Raw genomic sequence first — 15,896 nt, forward strand, 5'->3', positions numbered from 1 at the left:
CCGAGCCGGACCGTGCCGCGACCGCGAGAAAGGATGAACGCCATGGCCATCGAGCCCGATCCGCATCTGTCGATGGTGCGCCCGGTCTCCCCGCGCAGCCCCGAGGGGTGCGAGGAGTGCCTGCGCCTGGGGTCCCCCTGGGTCCATCTGCGGCTCTGCCTGACCTGCGGACACGTCGGGTGCTGCGACTCCTCACCGCTCAAGCACGCCCGTTCGCACGCGTACACCGAACAACACCCGATCGTCGAGCCCCTGGAAGCGGGCGAGACATGGCGGTGGTGCTACGCCCACGAGGCCATGGCCTGATGTGATGACGGACGAGGACCGGTCCCGGGCCGCCGCACCGGAGGAAGCCGTACCGGACGACGTACGGGAAGAAGCCGTACCGGGCACCGCACCGGAAGAAGCCGTACCGGACGAGACCCCGGATATTTCCGGCGCTTATCCGCGGCTGACGGACGAGCAGATCGCCTACCTCTCCGGGCACGGCACCCGCCGGTCCGTGGTGCCCGGTCAGGTGCTGATCCGCGACGGCGGCCCGCCCGCGGACTTCTTCGTCGTCCTCAGCGGCTCGGTCGCGATCACCGCACACCGCGGCACCCCGGACGAGCGGCTCCTGAGGGTGCACGGCCCGGGGCGCTTCCTCGGCGAACTGAGCCTGCTCCAGGGGCAGGTGGCCTTCTACACCGCCCACGCCCAGGAGGCCGGGGAGGTGCTGGCCCTCCCGATGGACCGGCTGCGGGCGTTGCTGGCCCGTGACCCCTGCCTCGGCAACCTCGTCCTCCGCGCCTATCTGGGCCGCCGCGCCCAGTTGGTCGGGGGCGGCGTCGGCTTCCGCATCCTCGGCTCGCGCTACTCGCCCGACACCCGGCGGCTGCGCGAGTTCGCGGCCCGCAACCGGCTGCCGCACCGCTGGATCGACCTGGAGGCGGACCAGGAGGCCGAGGCGCTGCTGCGCCGCGTCTCGGTCAGCCCGGAGGACACCCCGATCATCATCTGGCGCGAGCACCAGGTGCTGCGCAACCCCGGCAACGCCGAACTGGCCCAGCTCATCGGCCTCTCCCCACCGATGACCCCCCACAGCCACTGCGATCTGCTGGTCGTCGGCTCCGGTCCGGCCGGGATCGCCGCCGCCGTCTACGGCTCCTCCGACGGGCTGACCACCACGGTCGTGGACACGGTGGCCCCCGGCGGCCAGGCGGGCACCACGTCCCTGATCGAGAACTACTTCGGCTTCCCGGCCGGGATCCCCGGCTCGGAACTCGCCGAGCGGGGCATGCTCCAGGCGCGCAAGTTCGGGACGCAGGTGCGGATCCCGGCGGAGGCGACCTCCCTCGAACCGGCCCACGGCCACTACCGCGTCACCTTCGCCGACGGCAGCGAAACGCTGTGCCGTACCGTCGTCCTGGCCACCGGCGCCCATTACCGCCGGCTGGACGTCCCCGGGATGGAGCGGCTGGAGCGGACGAGCGTCTACTACGCGGCCACCGTCTACGAGGCGCGGCAGTGCGGCGCGGCCCCCGTCGCCGTGGTCGGCGGCGGCAACTCCGCGGGCCAGGCGTCGCTCTTCCTCGCCGAATGGGTGCCCCGGGTGCACCTGCTGATCAGGGGCCCGTATCTGGGCGCCCGGATGTCCCGCTATCTGGTCGACCAGATCGAGCGCCATCCGCGGGTGAACGTGATGCTGGACAGCGAGCTCCGCGAGGTGCGCGGCGAGGACGCGCTGCGGACGATCGTGGTGGAGCACCGCCGCACCGGGGAGCGCCGCACCCTGGACGCCTGCGCCCTGTTCGTCTTCATCGGGGCCAAGCCGTGCACCGACTGGCTCACCGGCGTCCTGGCCCTGGACGACCGGGGTTTCGTGCTCACCGGCGACGAGGCCGAGGCCCGGGCGGCCCACGGCGTCCGGGCGGGCCCCGGCCGCGGCTGTCTGAGCCTGGAGACCACGCTGCCGGGGGTCTTCGCCGCCGGTGATGTGCGCAGCGGCTCGGTCAAGCGGGTGGCCTCGGCGGCCGGCGAGGGGGCGATGGCCATCCACCACGTCCATGACCGCCTCGCCCGCACCGCCGCCGGACCCACCCACCCGAGCGGCGCCGCTCCAGCTCCGTCCGGCCGGTCCGCCGCGCCGGGCGGTGATCCGCACGTATCCGCTTCCCCTGCGCAACCGCATCACCCGCGCAGCCGCTCCACCTGACCCCTGACCCCTGACCGGAGGACGAACACCATGGTTGCCACCGGCTTTCCCTCCTTCGACACGACGGTCGACAAGACCAACCGGCTCCTCAAGGAGATCGAGGACGCGTACGGCTGGCCCAAGGAGCGCCGCAAACAGTCCTACGCCGCCCTGCGCGCGGTCCTGCACCAGTTGCGGGACCGGCTGACGGTGGACGAGGCCGTCCAGTTCGGCGCGCAGCTCCCGATGCTGGTACGCGGCATCTACTACGAGGGGTGGAGACCGGCGGAGACGCCGGTGAAGATGCACAACGAGGAGTTCTACCGGCGGATCCGGCACGACTTCCCGTACTCGATCCAGGGCGATATCGAACAGCTCGTGCACACCGTCCTGGAGACCCTGCAGCGCCATATCAGCGAGGGCGAGTGGGACGATCTGCGGGCCCGGATGCCCGCCGATCTGAGCACCGTCATCCCGGCCTAACGTGAACCACCTGGTGGTACTGTCGCACCGTTAGATGGTTTTACGCGTGGTGCGGCGAGGAGGACGGGCGATGGGGACGGCAGCCGGAGAGGGCGGCGAGGGAGTACGGAGTGTACTGCGCGCACTGGATCTGCTCGCCCTGTTCGACGAGTCCCACCGCTCCCGCAGCGTACGGGAGTTGACCGACGCCACCGGACTGGCCAAGTCCACCGTGGTCCGTCTGGTGGCCACGCTGGAACAGCGCGGGCTGCTGTGGAGCCGGGGGGACGGCCGGCTCACCCCCGGTGCGGGCCTGCTGCGCTGGGCGGCGCTCGCACAGGACGCCTGGCGGCTGCCCCCGGAGGCGGTGGAGTGCCTGCGCGTCCTCTCGGTACGGTCCGGCGGCGAGTCCTCGCGGATCTACATCCGCCAGGGGGCCTCCCGGGTGTGCGTGGCCCAGCACGAGGGCACCCAGCAACTGCGCCATGTGGTGCGCATCGGCGAGGAGATGCCCCTGTGGGCCGGCGCCTCCGGGCATGTCCTGCTCATCGGCGGCTCGCCCCGGACCCTGGGCCGGGTGGCTTCGGCGGCCGGGCGCGACGCCGACTTCACCTCCGCCCTGGCCGAACGGGCGCGCCTCGCCGCGCGGCGGGGCTGGGCGGTCAGCCACGGTGAGCGCGAGGACGGGGTGTCCGCCGTGGCCGCCCCCGTCACCGACGCGGCCGGGCAGGTCGTCGCCGCGGTGGGCCTCGGCGGCCCCACCAGCCGCTTCACCGAGGAGCGCGTCGAGTCGTTCCGCCCGGCGCTGACCGAGGCCGCGAGGCGGCTGTCGGAGCTGCGGTTCCTCGGCGAGAGCGGCTGACGTTCACGCGCTCTCCGCGCGCCCTGTGCTTTCCTCGCTCTTCTCACTCTTCTCGCCCGCCTCCCTCCTCTCCGGCCGGATGAGGTCCCGGGGGGCCGGGCCCTCGTAGGAAGGCAGCAGCCGCCGGGGAAGGGGACCCTTGATCCTGGCCCCACCGGACTTCTCCTCCCAGGCGTGGGAGAGGATGCCCACGCTGCGGGAGAGCACGAACAGCCCGCGTCCGAGCTCGGGCGGAAAGCCGAGTTCGCTGTAGACGATGGCGGTGGCGCCGTCGATGTTCATCGGCACGGGACGGCTGCGGCCCTCCGCCAGCGCCCGCTCCAGGGCCGTCCCGGCGCGCAGCGCCCAGCCCGGCGCCTCGCCGTCCGCCACCGCCGCGTCCACCAGGTCGAGCAGGGGGGTACGGCGCGGGTCGTACGGGTGGAACCGGTGGCCGAATCCGGGGACATGGGAGCCCGTGGCACGGTACTCCGCCACCAGGTCCTTCGCGGCGCCATCGACGTCCGCCCCCTCGGCCACGGCCCGCTCCAGCTCGGCCAGCACCCGCATGCACTGCTGACCGGCCCCGCCGTGGACATCCCCCAGGAGGTTCACCCCGGTGGCCACCGCGTTGTTCAGGCCCACGCCGCAGGTGGCCGCCATCCGGGCGGCGGCGATCGACGGGGCCTGGGGTCCGTGGTCGACGGCGGCGACGAGCGCGGCCTCCAGCAACCGGCCCTGGGTCCGGGTGGGCAGCTCGCCGCGCAGCATCAGCCAGATGGTCTCGGCGAAGGACACCTGGCCGATCAACTGCTCGACCGGGTAGCCGCGCAGCAGGAGCTCGCCCGGCCGGATGCGGCTGACGGCGGTGGACCACCAGTCGGTGACCTCCCGCGGATCCACGACGTCCTGGGGAGCCATGACGTCCTGGGGAGTCGTGACGTCCTGCGTCGGCATGACGCCCTGGGGAGCCGTGACGTCCTGCGTCGGCATGACGCCCTGCGGAGCCCTCGCGGCCTCCTGGCCTGCGGACCGGCGGGTCATATCGCACCACGCTCCTTCATCGCGTCGATCTCCTGCGGGCTGTAGCCGAGTTCGGCCAGGACCTGCTCGGTGTGCTGGCCCAGCAGCGGTGGCGGGGCGGTGGCCGCCGCCGGTTCGCCGTCGACCCGGAACGGGCTGCCGAGGACGCGCAGCTCGCGCCCGCGCCCGTCCGGGAAGGGCAGCGTCCGGACGAAGTCCCGCTCCGCGAGCTGCTCCAGGCCCAGCGCGTCGGGTACGGACAGCACCCGCGCGGCCGGCACCCCGGCGTCGGCGAGAATCTCCTCCCACTCCCCGGCGGCCCGCTCGGCCAGCCCCTTCTCGATCTCGGCGCGCAGCTCGTCGCGGTGGGCCTTGCGGTCCGCGGGATGCGCGAAGCGCTCGTCCGCCAGCAGTTCCGCACGGCCGATGAGCCGGCACAGAGTGGCGAACTGCTGCTGGCGGTTGGCCGCGATGTTGAGGTATCCGTCCGCGGTGCGGAACGTCCCCGACGGCGCGGCGGTGAAGTTCTCGTTGCCCATGGGCCGCGGCGGGCGGCCGGTGATCAGATAGTTGGAGGTCACCCAGCCCATCGCGGTGAGCGCGGCCTCCAGCATGGAGACGTCCAGATACGCGCCGCTCCCGGTGCGCTCCCGGCGCACCAGAGCCGCCGCCACGGCGAAGGCGGCGGCCATGCCGCCCAGGGTGTCGGCGACCGGGAACCCGGCCCGCAGCGGGCTGACCTCGGGGGTGCCGGTCACGCTCATCATGCCGGAGAGGCCCTGCACGATCTGGTCGTACGCGGGCCGGGCGCGCAGCGGTCCGGTCTGGCCGAAGCCGGAGACGGCGCAGTAGACCAGCCGCGGGTTCTCCCGCATGAGGACCTCCCGGCCGACACCCAGCCGGTCCATCACCCCCGGGCGGAAGTTCTCGAGGAGGACGTCGGACTCCCGCACCGCGCGCAGCAGAGCCTCGCGCCCCTTCTCCTCTTTGAGGTTCAGGGTCAGCGAACGCTTACCGGCGTTCTGGGCGAGGAACGACGCGCCCAGCAGATCCTCGCTCAGCTCCCGGTCGGCGCCCAGTTGGCGCGCCAGGTCCCCGGCCCCCGGCATCTCGACCTTGAGGACGTCGGCGCCGTGCAGGGCGAGCTGATATCCGGCGAAGGGCCCGGCGAGGACATTGGTCAGATCCAGGACCCGGATGCCGTCGAGCAGGGGTGGTGGGGCGGCGGGGGCGGGCGTGCTCAAGGGCTGACCTCCAGCGCGAATCAGGGCGTGACCCCTTGCCATGGGGTGTGTGCCTCCATAACATCACCGAACCATCAAGCGGCACAAGCGAACCACACAGTGGTACTCGATTCACGGTGACAAGGGAGTCCCCCATGACGCAAACCGGCAGTTCCGCCACCAGAAGGCCGGTCTTCCAGCCCAAGGTCGCCCTCGCCGCCGTCTTCGGCACCACGGTGGAGTGGTACGACTTCGCCCTCTACGGAACCGCGGCCGCCCTGGTCTTCAACAAGGTCTACTTCCCAGACAGCGATCCGCTGGTCGGCACGGTCCTCGCCTACGGCACCTTCGCCATCGGCTTCCTCGCCCGGCCCCTGGGCGGCGCCTACTTCGGCGAGCGGGGCGACACCCAGGGCCGTAAGGGCGTACTGGTGGCCACCCTGCTGATGATGGGGCTCGCCACCACGGCCATCGGACTGCTGCCGACCCATGCGCAGATCGGCGTCGCCGCGCCGGTGCTGCTGACCCTGCTCCGCTTCGTCCAGGGCTTCGCCGCGGGCGGCGAGAAGACCGGCGCGCTGATCATCCTGTTCGAGAACGCACCGCCCAAGTGGCGCGGTCTGCTCACCTCACTGCCCGCGATCGGCACCGGCACCGGCACCCTCCTGTCCACCGGCGCCTTCGCACTCACCACCGGGCTGCTGTCCGAGGACGCCTTCCTCGACTGGGGCTGGCGGATTCCCTTCCTGCTCAGCGCGGGGCTGACCTTCTTCGGCCTCTGGGTGCGCCGCTCACTGCCGGAGACCGCCGAATTCCAGCAGGTCCAGCAGGCGGGCCCCGCCGCCGCGACGGCGCCGCGCCCGCTGCGGCAGCGGATCGCCGAGAGCCGCTGCGTCGCCGCCTGGCGCCGCTACCCCAAGGAGATGCTCATCGTGATCGGCGCGGGCGCCGCCGAGAACGCGGGCTACTACGTCTTCGGCACCTTCTCGGTCACCTACGCCGAGGACCGCGGGCTGTCGACCAGCGCACTCCTCAGCGGCATCTCGCTGGTCGCGGCCGTGAAGCTGGTGACGGTGCCGGGCTTCGGCGCGCTCTCCGACCGCATCGGCCGGCGCCCGGTCTCGATCGGCGGAGCCCTGGTGCTGCTGGCCGCCTCCTGGCCGTTCTTCGCGGTGATCGACGGCGGCCACACCTGGGGCATCTGGCTCGCGCTCTTCATCACCCTGGGCATCGGTCAGTCCGCCGTCCTCGGCTCCCAGCCCGCCTTCTTCGCCGAACTCTTCGACACCACGGTCCGGTTCAGCGCGGTCGGCATCGCCAACAACATCGGCACCGTCCTCACCGGCGGCCTCGCCCCGATGCTCGCGTCCGCCCTGCTGCTCTGGTTCGACCACAGCGTCACGGGCGTGGTCGTCTTCATCGCCCTGATGAGCGCGCTCACCGTGGTCACGGTGGCACTGGCGCGGGAGACGCGCGGGGCCGCCGAACCGGCCGAGGAGACGGGCACGCGGAAGCAGAACGTCCAGACGGCACCGTGACACCCCGGCGCGCCGCCGGGTCAGGCGCTGCCGCAGTCCCCGAGGAACGTCCGCAGCTGGCGCAGCGTCTCGTCCGGCGCCTCCTCGGGAAGGTAGTGGTCGCACGGCAGGGCCTGCCCGCGCACATCGTCCGCGTAGCCGCGCCAGACCTCCGGTACGTCGTAGTGGCGGCCGACGAAACCGTGCGCGCCCCACAGGGCCAGCAGCGGTGCGGTGACCCGGCGGCCCGCGGCGGCGTCCGCGTCGTCGTGGACCAGGTCGATGGAGGCGGCGGCGCGGTAGTCCTCGCAGCTTGCGTGGATGGCCGCGGGGTCCGAGAAGCAGCGGATGTACTCGGCCTGGGCCGCCTCGTCGAACGGGGTTCCGCCACCGTGGCGGGCCCCCATCCGGGTACGGATCCAGAACGCGGGGTCCTGGCCGATGAGGTGCTCCGGGATGCCGTTCTCCGCCGCCAGGAAGAACCAGTGGTAGTAACCCAGCCCGAAGTCCTTGTCGGCGTGCTGGAAGACGTACCGCGTGGGCACGATGTCGAGCACCGCGAGCGCGGAGACCGCCCCCGGATGGTCGAGGGCCAGCCGGTGGCCGACCCGGCCGCCCCGGTCATGGCCGACGACCGCGAAGCGGTCGAAGCCCAGCTCCCGCATCACCAGCACCTGGTCGCGCGCCATGGCCCGCTTGGAATACGTGGTGTGCTCGGCGTCGGACCCGGGCTTGTGGCTGTCGCCGTAGCCGCGCAGATCGGTGAGGACCACGCGGTGGGTGGCCGCGAGCGCCGGGGCGATGTGGTGCCAGATCATATGGGTCTGCGGATAGCCGTGCAGGAGCAGGACGGGCGGCCCGTCCCCGGCGGTGCGCACGTTGATTCCCACACCCTCGACGTCAAGGGTGCGGCGGTCGAAGTCGCCCAGTAGCTGATCGCTCATGATCCGATCCCAGCAGCCGCCGCGGTGCGCGTCCAAGACCCGTTGACGACAATCCTTATAGGCGCCACCTATGGACGTGTGCGGGTGGCGAGCCTGTGAGGGTGGCGAGCGGCCCGATAAGTGCGGCGAGACGCGGGGAGGCGGCGCGGTGGATGTGCGGCAGCTGGAGTACTTCCTGGCCGTGGTGGACCACGGCGGATTCAACCGGGCGGCCTCCGCGCTGTATCTCTCCCAGCCCTCCCTCTCCCAGGCCATCCGCGCCCTGGAGCGCGACCTGGGCAGCGACCTCTTCCACCGCATCGGCCGCCGGGCGGTCCTCACCGACGCGGGCACGGCGCTGATCGCACCGGCCCGGGAAGCGGTGCGCAGCCTGCAGCTCGCGCGGGCCAGTGTGGAGTCGGTGCACGGGCTGCGCGGCGGCCGGGTGGACATCGCGGCCCCGCCCTCACAGGCCGTCGAGCCGCTGACGGGGCTGATCGACCGCTTCACCCGGACCCATCCCGCGGTGTCCGTGCGGGTGCAGGCCGCGTTCACCCCCCGCGATGTGACGGAGATGGTGCGCACCGGCGTATGCGAGCTGGGGCTGCTGGCCTCCCCCGACGCCGCGCCCCAGGTCGATGTGCGCACCTACCCGCTGCTCGAACAGCGCTTTGTGCTGCTGGCACCCCCGGACGGGCCGTTCCGCCCCGGTGTGCCGGTGCGCCACGAGCAGTTGGCCGGACATCGGCTGATCGTGGGCCAGAAGGGCACCGGGATGCGCCGTTTCGTCGACGACCTCCGGGCCGAGGGCGTCGCGCTGACCGTGGTGGTCGAGACCGAGCACCGGGTGGCGATCCTGCCGCTGGTCCTGCGGGGCGTCGGCCTGGCCGTGGTCGCCGACGCCTGGCGCGGCCTCGCCGAGCGGGCGGGGGCGCTGGTCCTGGACCTCGAACCGAGCACCAGCCTGCATATCGCCCTGGTCAGCCGACGGGCCCCGCTGACACCGGCGGCGGAGGCGTTCGTAAGAACAGCCACGGCAGTCCCCTAAATCGAGCAGTCCCATAAGTCGAGCAGTCCCATAGGGCAGACCTATAAGGCACATGGAATCTGCGTCTTGGACGCGGTGGACGCACCCCTGCTGCAATCCCCTCCATGACGAACCGCCGCACGACCACTCACCGCATCGCCCTGATCCCCGGCGACGGCATCGGCAACGAGGTCATCCCGGCCGCCCGCCGCGTCCTGGACGCCGTCGCCACCCGGCACGGCCTCGGCTTCAGCTACGAGACGTTCGACTGGTCCTGCGAGCGCTATGTCAACCAGGGCGCGATGATGCCCGACGACGGGCTGGAGCGACTGCGCGGCCATGACGCGATCCTGCTCGGCGCGGTCGGCTACCCCGGCGTCCCCGACCATGTCTCGCTGTGGGGTCTGCTGATCCCCATCCGCCGGGGCTTCCAGCAGTACGTCAATCTGCGCCCCATCCGCGTCTTCGAGGGCGTGCCCAGCCCGCTGCGCGAGGCGGGGCCAGGCGATGTGGACCTCGTCGTCGTCCGGGAGAACGTCGAGGGCGAGTACGGCGAGATCGGGGGCCGCCTCGGACGGGGACTTCCGGAGGAAATGGCCGTCCAGGAGGCGGTGTTCACCCGTAAGGGCGTCACCCGCGTCCTGGACTACGCCTTCTCGCTCGCCGAGCGGCGCGGCGGACACCTCACCTCGGCCACCAAGTCCAACGGCATCATCCACACCATGCCGTTCTGGGACGAGCTCGTGGCCGAACGCGCCGCCGCGTACCCGGAGGTGGCCTGCGGCCAGGAGCACATCGACGCCCTCGCCGCCAAGTTCGTCCTCGACCCGCGGCGCTTCGACGTCGTCGTGGCCTCCAACCTCTTCGGCGACATCCTCAGCGACCTCGCCGCCGCGGTCGCCGGCAGCATCGGCATCGCCCCCGCGGCCAACCTCAACCCCGAACGCGACTTCCCGTCCATGTTCGAACCCGTCCACGGCTCCGCCCCCGACATCGCCGGACGCGGTATCGCCAACCCGCTCGGCGCGATCTGGTCCGCCGCCATGATGCTCGACCACCTCGGCCACCCCGAGGCGGCCACCCGCATCACCGACGCCATCGCGACCGTCCTGGCGAAGACCCCCGTCCGCACCCCGGACCTGGGCGGCACGGCCACCACGGAGGAATTCACCGACGCCCTGCTCGAACTGGTCTGACGCGCCCGGGGTGGGGCTGTCCCCAGGGCGGTCCGGGTGGCCGGCCGGATCGCTCCCGGGCCCGGCGGCCTCTAGCGTGGCCATTCGGTCGCGTGGGGGCTCGGAGGGGGACGTCGGATGAACGTGATCAAGCGCAGGCGGGTGCGGGGTGGATTGCTCACGCTGGCGGTGGCGATGGGCGTCGCGGCGGTGACACCGGCCGATACGCCGTGGCGGAACACGGCTGTCACGGCCACCACGGCCGAATCCACCGCGGCCACATCCACCACTGCCACGTCCACCACTGCCACGTCCACCAACGCCGCCGACCACACCCGGCTGCGCGCACTCCTAGGGCGGCTGACCACGGTCGACGGCGCGCCCGGAGCGCTCGTGGAGGTGCGGAACCGCCACGGCGGCAGCTCCGTGCTGACCAGCGGCGTCGCGGACGTGAAGAGCCATGCGCCGATACACCGCGACAGCAGATTCCGGATCGGCAGCATGACCAAGTCGTTTGTGGCGACGGTCGTGCTCCAACTGGTGGGCGAGCATCGCGTCGCCCTCGACGCGCCCGTAGAGCGCTATCTGCCCGGTGTCGTCCGCGGACACGGGAACGACGGGCGGCGGATCACCGTCCGCCAGTTGCTCCAGCACACCAGCGGCGTACCCGACATCCTCGACCACCTCACCCCGCAGGAGATCCTCGAGGACCCGCTCGCCCACCACGACATCCGCGGCCTCGTGAACATCGCGCTCGCCCACCCTCCGACCTTCAAACCCGGCACCGGCTGGCGTTACTCCAACACCGGCTATCTGCTCGCCGGAATGCTCATCGAGAAGGTGACCGGCCACACGTACGGCGAGGAGATCCGCCGGCGCGTCATCGCGCCGCTCGGCCTGCGCGAGACGTACGTACCGGGCGACGCCCCGTCGATCCCCGGACCGCACCCGCGCGGGTATGTGCGGCCGGGCGAGGACGCCCCGCTCATGGACATCACCGAGATCAACCCTTCGGTCGCGGGCCCGAGCGGCAGCATGATCTCCAGCGGCACCGACCTCAACCGGTTCCTGGACGCCCTCGTCCGCGGCAGGCTGCTGCGCCCGGCCCAGCTCCGGCAGATGATGAACACCCGCCCGACCGGCAACCCGGACGGCCGGGCGTACGGCCTCGGCCTGGAGAGCAGGCCCCTGCCCTGCGGCGGCCTCTCCTGGGGGCACACCGGCGACGTACTCGGGTACGAGACGATCGGCGGCGCCACGGTCGAGGGCAGGCAGGCGACGGTCATGGCGAACGTCGACCCGGGCGGCCCGGACGCACAGGACGACGACATGAAGGCCGCCGTCCAGACGGCACTCTGCGGGAGCCGCCACCCCTAACGGAATAACCGCGGTGCAGACACCTTGCTTCTGAGCATGCGCATCTTCCGCACCTACGCGCGCGTCTACGCCACCGACCTGGACGCCGCGCTGGCACCGCTCACCGCCCTCACCGGTGAACCGATCACCACCCGCTTCACCATGCCCAACGGCCTGGAGCTGGCCACCGTCGGCCGGGTTCTGGTGGTGGCGGGAGACGAGCGGACACTGGAGCCGTACAGGGCGACGTCGGCCACGCTGATCGTGGATGACCTGGACGAGTGCCAGGTACGTCTCACCCGGACCGGAGCAGAGATCGTACGCGGCCCGCAGGCGGTCCCCACCGGCAGAAACCTGACCGCCAAGCTGCCCGGTGGCGCCCAGATCGAATATGTCGAGTGGGACGAGGCCCAGTGGGAGCGTGCCGGAGGCCGCCCGGACAGCTCGACCCCCTCATAGAGCGACTGACGGGACTCCCCGTGCCCGGGCGCGATGGCGCCACGTGCTCGGGGAGCCCCGTCGGTGTCACTCGGCAGAGCGCCTCAGATCAGGACTGGGGACGGCTGCCGTGGTTGGCTCCGTTCTTACGACGGGCCTTCTTCTTGCGACGTCGCTTCGACGACATGTCGCCTCCTCTCCAACGATGTTTTCGCCCTATATGTACCGACCAGATCGGTATCTCAAGCGGTGATCACGCGGGCGCGTACCCAGCCCCGCCCCTCGCTACGTCACCCGCTTCCGTGAAGCACCTCACGTCACAGGCTCGCCTTGCCATCCCGAGGCGGGCGGGGCCGTGAGAGGAGGGCAGGGCAGGACCCCATGGACAGACCGGACGCGCACGGCCGACCGGCCCCCGACATGATCGGCGACCCTCTCGACACGTCAGCCGCCATCGCCCTCACGGACCCCGGCGGCCGCGTGACGGCGTGGAGCGCGGAAGCTCGACGGCTGTCGGGGTACGCCCCAGCGGCGGAGATCATCGGCAGTCCCGCGGCCGATCGGTTCGCCCCCGCCACGGGCTTCCCGGCGGGGAAGCAGGGGGAACAGGGAAAGCACACCGCCGCCGTCCGCCACCGTGACAGCCGGCAGCCGACCGCGGAGGTGCTCCCAACCAAATCCCCTCCCCAACCCTCTGACCCGATTGAGCAGCCCGCTTCAGGCGCCGACGGCCGCCGCCACCGAGCAGCGGTGGGCCTATCCCCGCGAATGCGGGGAGCAGCCACTTTGGGGTGACAGCTCGGGGAACTGAGCGGGACCATCCCCGCGCGTGCGGGGAGCAGATCCCCGTGCTCGCTGCCGTCTGCCGGGCCGGGGGACCATCCCCGCGCGTGCGGGGAGCAGCCTGGCCTGGTCAGCGGTTTTCGATCTTGGTTGGGACCATCCGCGCAGGTGCGGGGAGCAGTCCACGGCAGAACGCCACGCTTTCGACCGCTGGGGACCATCCCCGCGGGTGCGGGGAGCAGACTCTGCGACCTGCATGTCTATCTCAGAGTAGGTGGTTCGCAAAGCACTTTCCCCGAGTCCGACATCCAGGACATACGGCCCACCACTTCCGCGAGCCGCATCGTGGGGGCTTCGACGCCAGCCAAATCGTCCCGCAGAAGCGGGAGAGCCGTCAGCGCCCCGGTGTGCGTCGCTTGCCTGCCATGGAGGGCTACGTAAGCGAAGCAGCTTCGCCCCCGGAACCTTGAAGACCCGGGAGGGCCTTGGAGAGGAGCAGGGGCGGGCTACCGCACAGTCGGCGCGCCCGGCCGGGGCGGATACCCAGGTCAGGCGGGTGGTGGCGGACGAGTCGGCCTGTACGCCGGGTTCTGTCTCCCGTGGGTCTTGCGGCCCATGGGGAGGCGGCCATCCATCTAGGACCGGCGTTGCCGCCGGTCTCGTGCGGTCTACCCGCGGACTCGGGCGGGCAGCCCTCGATCGTCCGCGCAGAGCCGCCGTGAGGCGGCTCCTCTTGACCTTGCTCCAGGTGGGGTTTACCGAGCCATCCGAGTCACCTCGGACGCTGGTGGTCTCTTACACCACCGTTTCACCCTTACCGGGGACCGAAGCCCCCGGCGGTCTGTTTTCTGTGGCACTGTCCCGCGGGTCACCCCGGGTGGGCGTTACCCACCACCTTGCCGTGTGGAGCCCGGACGTTCCTCGGCGGGATCCGAAGGACCCCGACGCGACCGCCCGGCCGACTCGTCCGCCGTGATGACCATGATACCTGGAGGGGCAGCCCGGACGGCTCAGACGAAGTCATTCGTCTCCAGCCCGAAGGAGAACGGCTCGGGCAGGTCGATCCGCTTACCGAAGGGGACCGTGACGTGCTGCCGGTAGTCGGCGCGCTCCGGGTCGCTGAAGAGCGTCACATCGCTCTTCTCCCGGTCGACGAGCAGGTAGAGGGGGATCCCCCCGCGTGCGTAACAATGACGCTTCGCCGTACGGTCCCGGTCCGGCTTGGTCGACGTGACCTCGGCGACCATGGCGAGGCCCTCGCACGGCGTCCAGGACTCGGCACTGCGGAGAAGCTGCAGCTCGGTGGGGGCGAAGGTTGCGTCCGGGATCACATGGTTCCGCGCGCACAGTCCGCCGCGCGGAACGGTGAGGCCCCTGTTGCCGGAGAAGTCCATGTCCGTTGCGGACATCCTGATCACCTGCTTCACGACCACATTGATGTGATTCTCGTGGTAGCCGTCCGGCGGCGGTGTCACGACGATTTCCCCCTCGATCAACTCGGCCCGGAAGCCTTCCGGCGTCTCCAGGGCCAAGAAACCCTCCAGCAGGACGTGGTCGAGATCCTGCGTGAGTGGTTCGTGTGCCATGGCGCTCATGCCACCCTCTCCCCTGTCTCGCCGCCAGCGTAGGTACCCAGGGGGGTCTGGCACCTCGCCAAGAGGCTCTTCCTCACTCGATCGTGGCACAGAAGACCACGGGCCGGGGCGGACACGTCGTTGCTTTGTGTACTGCCGGACGCGGCCCGGCGCGCGGGGGCCTCGGAGGCGGCCGCGAAGGCGCTGCGGCTGCGCCGTTCGCTGGGCGGCCACGAGGGCGTGGCGTGGGTCGGCTCGGTGGAGGAGCTGAGCGCGGGGGTGCCGCACTTCCGGCGTTCCACCGGCTGGCACGGCCTGGGCAGTCTCTCAGCGGGCCCGGCACCGCTGCCGGAGGGCCTGGAGGTGGCGCCGGCCAGCGGTCCGGTCGACGGGGACCGGGCGCCCGCGCATACGACGGTCCGGCTGCGTTGGCGGGAGGTCGTAGGCTCGGGCGGGGCGGGCGTGGTTCTCCGGGTCCGCCCCGCGCCCTGCCGTCCAACGACCCGTTGCCCTGCCGTCAACGACCCGTTCGAGGAGATCCGCCGTGCTCGTCCTGTTGCCGCCGTCCGAGGGAAAGGCCACGGGAGGCTCCCGCTCCCCGCTGGACCTGGGAGCGCTGTCGCTGCCCGAACTGGGCGAGGCGCGGGCGGAGGTCCTGGACGAGCTGGTGTCGCTGTGCTCGGGCGACGAGACGAAGGCCGCCGAGGTGCTGGGGCTGAGTGAGGGGCTGCGCGGCGAGGTCGCGAAGAACGCGGCGCTGCGGGAGGCCGGGACCCGGCCCGCCGGGGAGATCTACACCGGTGTGCTGTACGACGCGCTCGGCCTGGCCACCCTCCCCACCGCCGCCCGGCGCCGGGCGGGCCGGTCGCTGCTGGTGTTCTCCGGGCTGTGGGGCGCGGTACGGATCGGCGACCGCATTCCCTCCTACCGCTGCTCGATGGGGGTGAAGCTGCCGGGGCTCGGCGCGCTGGGCACGTACTGGCGGAATCGGACCCCGATGGCCGAGGTGATTCCGCAGGCCGCCGGGCGCGGGCTGGTGCTGGACCTCAGGTCGGCGGCGTACGCGGCGGCCTGGAAGCCCAAGGGGGCGCTCGCCGAGCGTACGGCGACGGTGCGGGTGCTCCAGTCGAAGATCGTGAACGGGGTCGAGAAGCGGTCCGTCGTCAGCCACTTCAACAAGGCGACGAAGGGCCGGATGGTACGGGACCTGCTGACCGCCGGGGTCACGCCGAGCGGACCGGGCGAGCTGGTGGAGGCGCTGCGAGGGCTCGGGTACGCGGTGGAGGCCGCGGCGCCGGAGCGGGCGGGGCAGGCGTGGGGGCTGGACGTGGTGGTGACCGAGCTGTAGGGCCTGGGAGCCGCCCCGGCGGCGTTCCGAGCC

At 71.7% G+C, this 15,896-nt stretch carries 14 protein-coding genes and 1 other RNA gene; 10 read left to right on the forward strand and 5 right to left on the reverse strand.

All coding sequences use genetic code 11. The features are described 5' to 3' along the window. Positions 1 to 42 precede the first annotated feature (42 nt). From CGL27_RS15565 to CGL27_RS15580, 4 genes are all read left to right on the forward strand, one after another. Complete coding sequence (locus CGL27_RS15565) at positions 43 to 306, forward strand: UBP-type zinc finger domain-containing protein (RefSeq protein ID WP_119987512.1); 264 nt, start codon at positions 43 to 45, stop codon at positions 304 to 306. 4 nt (positions 307 to 310) lie between these two features. After that, complete coding sequence (locus CGL27_RS15570; protein WP_119994400.1) at positions 311 to 2,194, forward strand: cyclic nucleotide-binding domain-containing thioredoxin-disulfide reductase; 1,884 nt, start codon at positions 311 to 313, stop codon at positions 2,192 to 2,194. 30 nt (positions 2,195 to 2,224) lie between these two features. Continuing rightward, positions 2,225 to 2,656, forward strand: a complete 432-nt coding sequence (locus tag CGL27_RS15575; RefSeq protein ID WP_119987515.1) for a DUF2267 domain-containing protein — start codon at positions 2,225 to 2,227, stop codon at positions 2,654 to 2,656. 70 nt (positions 2,657 to 2,726) lie between these two features. Continuing rightward, positions 2,727 to 3,497: an IclR family transcriptional regulator gene (locus CGL27_RS15580; protein ID WP_078641095.1), complete on the forward strand. Its 771-nt coding sequence runs from the start codon at positions 2,727 to 2,729 to the stop codon at positions 3,495 to 3,497. Between the two features lie 3 nt (positions 3,498 to 3,500). Here CGL27_RS15580 and CGL27_RS15585 read toward each other — a convergent pair whose 3' ends face one another. Together CGL27_RS15585 and CGL27_RS15590 are read right to left on the reverse strand one after the other, a co-directional pair. Beyond that, positions 3,501 to 4,520, reverse strand: coding sequence for a citryl-CoA lyase (locus CGL27_RS15585; RefSeq protein ID WP_240450506.1), 1,020 nt, complete (start codon positions 4,518 to 4,520; stop codon positions 3,501 to 3,503). Beyond that, on the reverse strand, positions 4,517 to 5,743 hold the full coding sequence (locus tag CGL27_RS15590) for a CaiB/BaiF CoA-transferase family protein (protein ID WP_162952986.1): 1,227 nt from the start codon (positions 5,741 to 5,743) through the stop codon (positions 4,517 to 4,519). The genes CGL27_RS15585 and CGL27_RS15590 overlap by 4 nt, the downstream gene beginning before the upstream one ends. A gap of 134 nt (positions 5,744 to 5,877) precedes the next feature. Here CGL27_RS15590 and CGL27_RS15595 point away from each other — a divergent pair, with 134 nt between their 5' ends. Next, positions 5,878 to 7,260, forward strand: a complete 1,383-nt coding sequence (locus tag CGL27_RS15595; protein ID WP_119987520.1) for an MFS transporter — start codon at positions 5,878 to 5,880, stop codon at positions 7,258 to 7,260. A 20-nt stretch (positions 7,261 to 7,280) separates the two neighbouring features. Here the strand turns inward: CGL27_RS15595 and CGL27_RS15600 are convergent, their stop codons facing one another. After that, the gene (locus CGL27_RS15600; protein ID WP_078647375.1) at positions 7,281 to 8,183 is read right to left on the reverse strand and encodes an alpha/beta hydrolase; all 903 of its coding nucleotides are present in this window, start codon (positions 8,181 to 8,183) and stop codon (positions 7,281 to 7,283) included. 148 nt (positions 8,184 to 8,331) lie between these two features. On the opposite strand from CGL27_RS15600, the gene CGL27_RS15605 reads away from it, so the two are divergent. The 4 genes from CGL27_RS15605 to CGL27_RS15620 all read left to right on the forward strand — a co-directional run bounded on the left by CGL27_RS15605 (position 8,332) and on the right by CGL27_RS15620 (position 12,179). Then, positions 8,332 to 9,210 carry a LysR family transcriptional regulator gene (locus CGL27_RS15605; RefSeq protein ID WP_119987523.1) on the forward strand — a complete coding sequence of 293 codons (879 nt, stop codon included), beginning with the start codon at positions 8,332 to 8,334 and terminating at the stop codon, positions 9,208 to 9,210. A gap of 104 nt (positions 9,211 to 9,314) precedes the next feature. Then, positions 9,315 to 10,385 (forward strand): tartrate dehydrogenase, encoded by a 1,071-nt coding sequence (locus CGL27_RS15610; protein ID WP_119987526.1) that lies wholly within the window; start codon positions 9,315 to 9,317, stop codon positions 10,383 to 10,385. A 117-nt stretch (positions 10,386 to 10,502) separates the two neighbouring features. Further along, a complete protein-coding gene (locus CGL27_RS15615; protein WP_240450507.1) occupies positions 10,503 to 11,741 on the forward strand; it encodes a serine hydrolase domain-containing protein in 1,239 nt (412 codons plus the stop codon). 36 nt (positions 11,742 to 11,777) lie between these two features. Continuing rightward, complete coding sequence (locus tag CGL27_RS15620) at positions 11,778 to 12,179, forward strand: hypothetical protein (protein WP_119987528.1); 402 nt, start codon at positions 11,778 to 11,780, stop codon at positions 12,177 to 12,179. 1,325 nt (positions 12,180 to 13,504) lie between these two features. On the opposite strand, the gene rnpB is transcribed toward CGL27_RS15620, so the two are convergent. Both rnpB and CGL27_RS15630 read right to left on the reverse strand, forming a co-directional pair. Further along, positions 13,505 to 13,907, reverse strand: an RNA gene (gene rnpB, locus CGL27_RS15625) — RNase P RNA component class A. 44 nt (positions 13,908 to 13,951) lie between these two features. Then, on the reverse strand, positions 13,952 to 14,527 hold the full coding sequence (locus CGL27_RS15630) for a Uma2 family endonuclease (protein WP_119987531.1): 576 nt from the start codon (positions 14,525 to 14,527) through the stop codon (positions 13,952 to 13,954). A gap of 532 nt (positions 14,528 to 15,059) precedes the next feature. Here CGL27_RS15630 and yaaA point away from each other — a divergent pair. Further along, positions 15,060 to 15,863: a peroxide stress protein YaaA gene (gene yaaA, locus CGL27_RS15635; RefSeq protein ID WP_119987534.1), complete on the forward strand. Its 804-nt coding sequence runs from the start codon at positions 15,060 to 15,062 to the stop codon at positions 15,861 to 15,863. Positions 15,864 to 15,896: the final 33 nt, after the last annotated feature.

This window comes from Streptomyces sp. 11-1-2 (assembly GCF_003595545.1).
GTDB lineage: Bacteria > Actinomycetota > Actinomycetes > Streptomycetales > Streptomycetaceae > Streptomyces > Streptomyces hygroscopicus_B.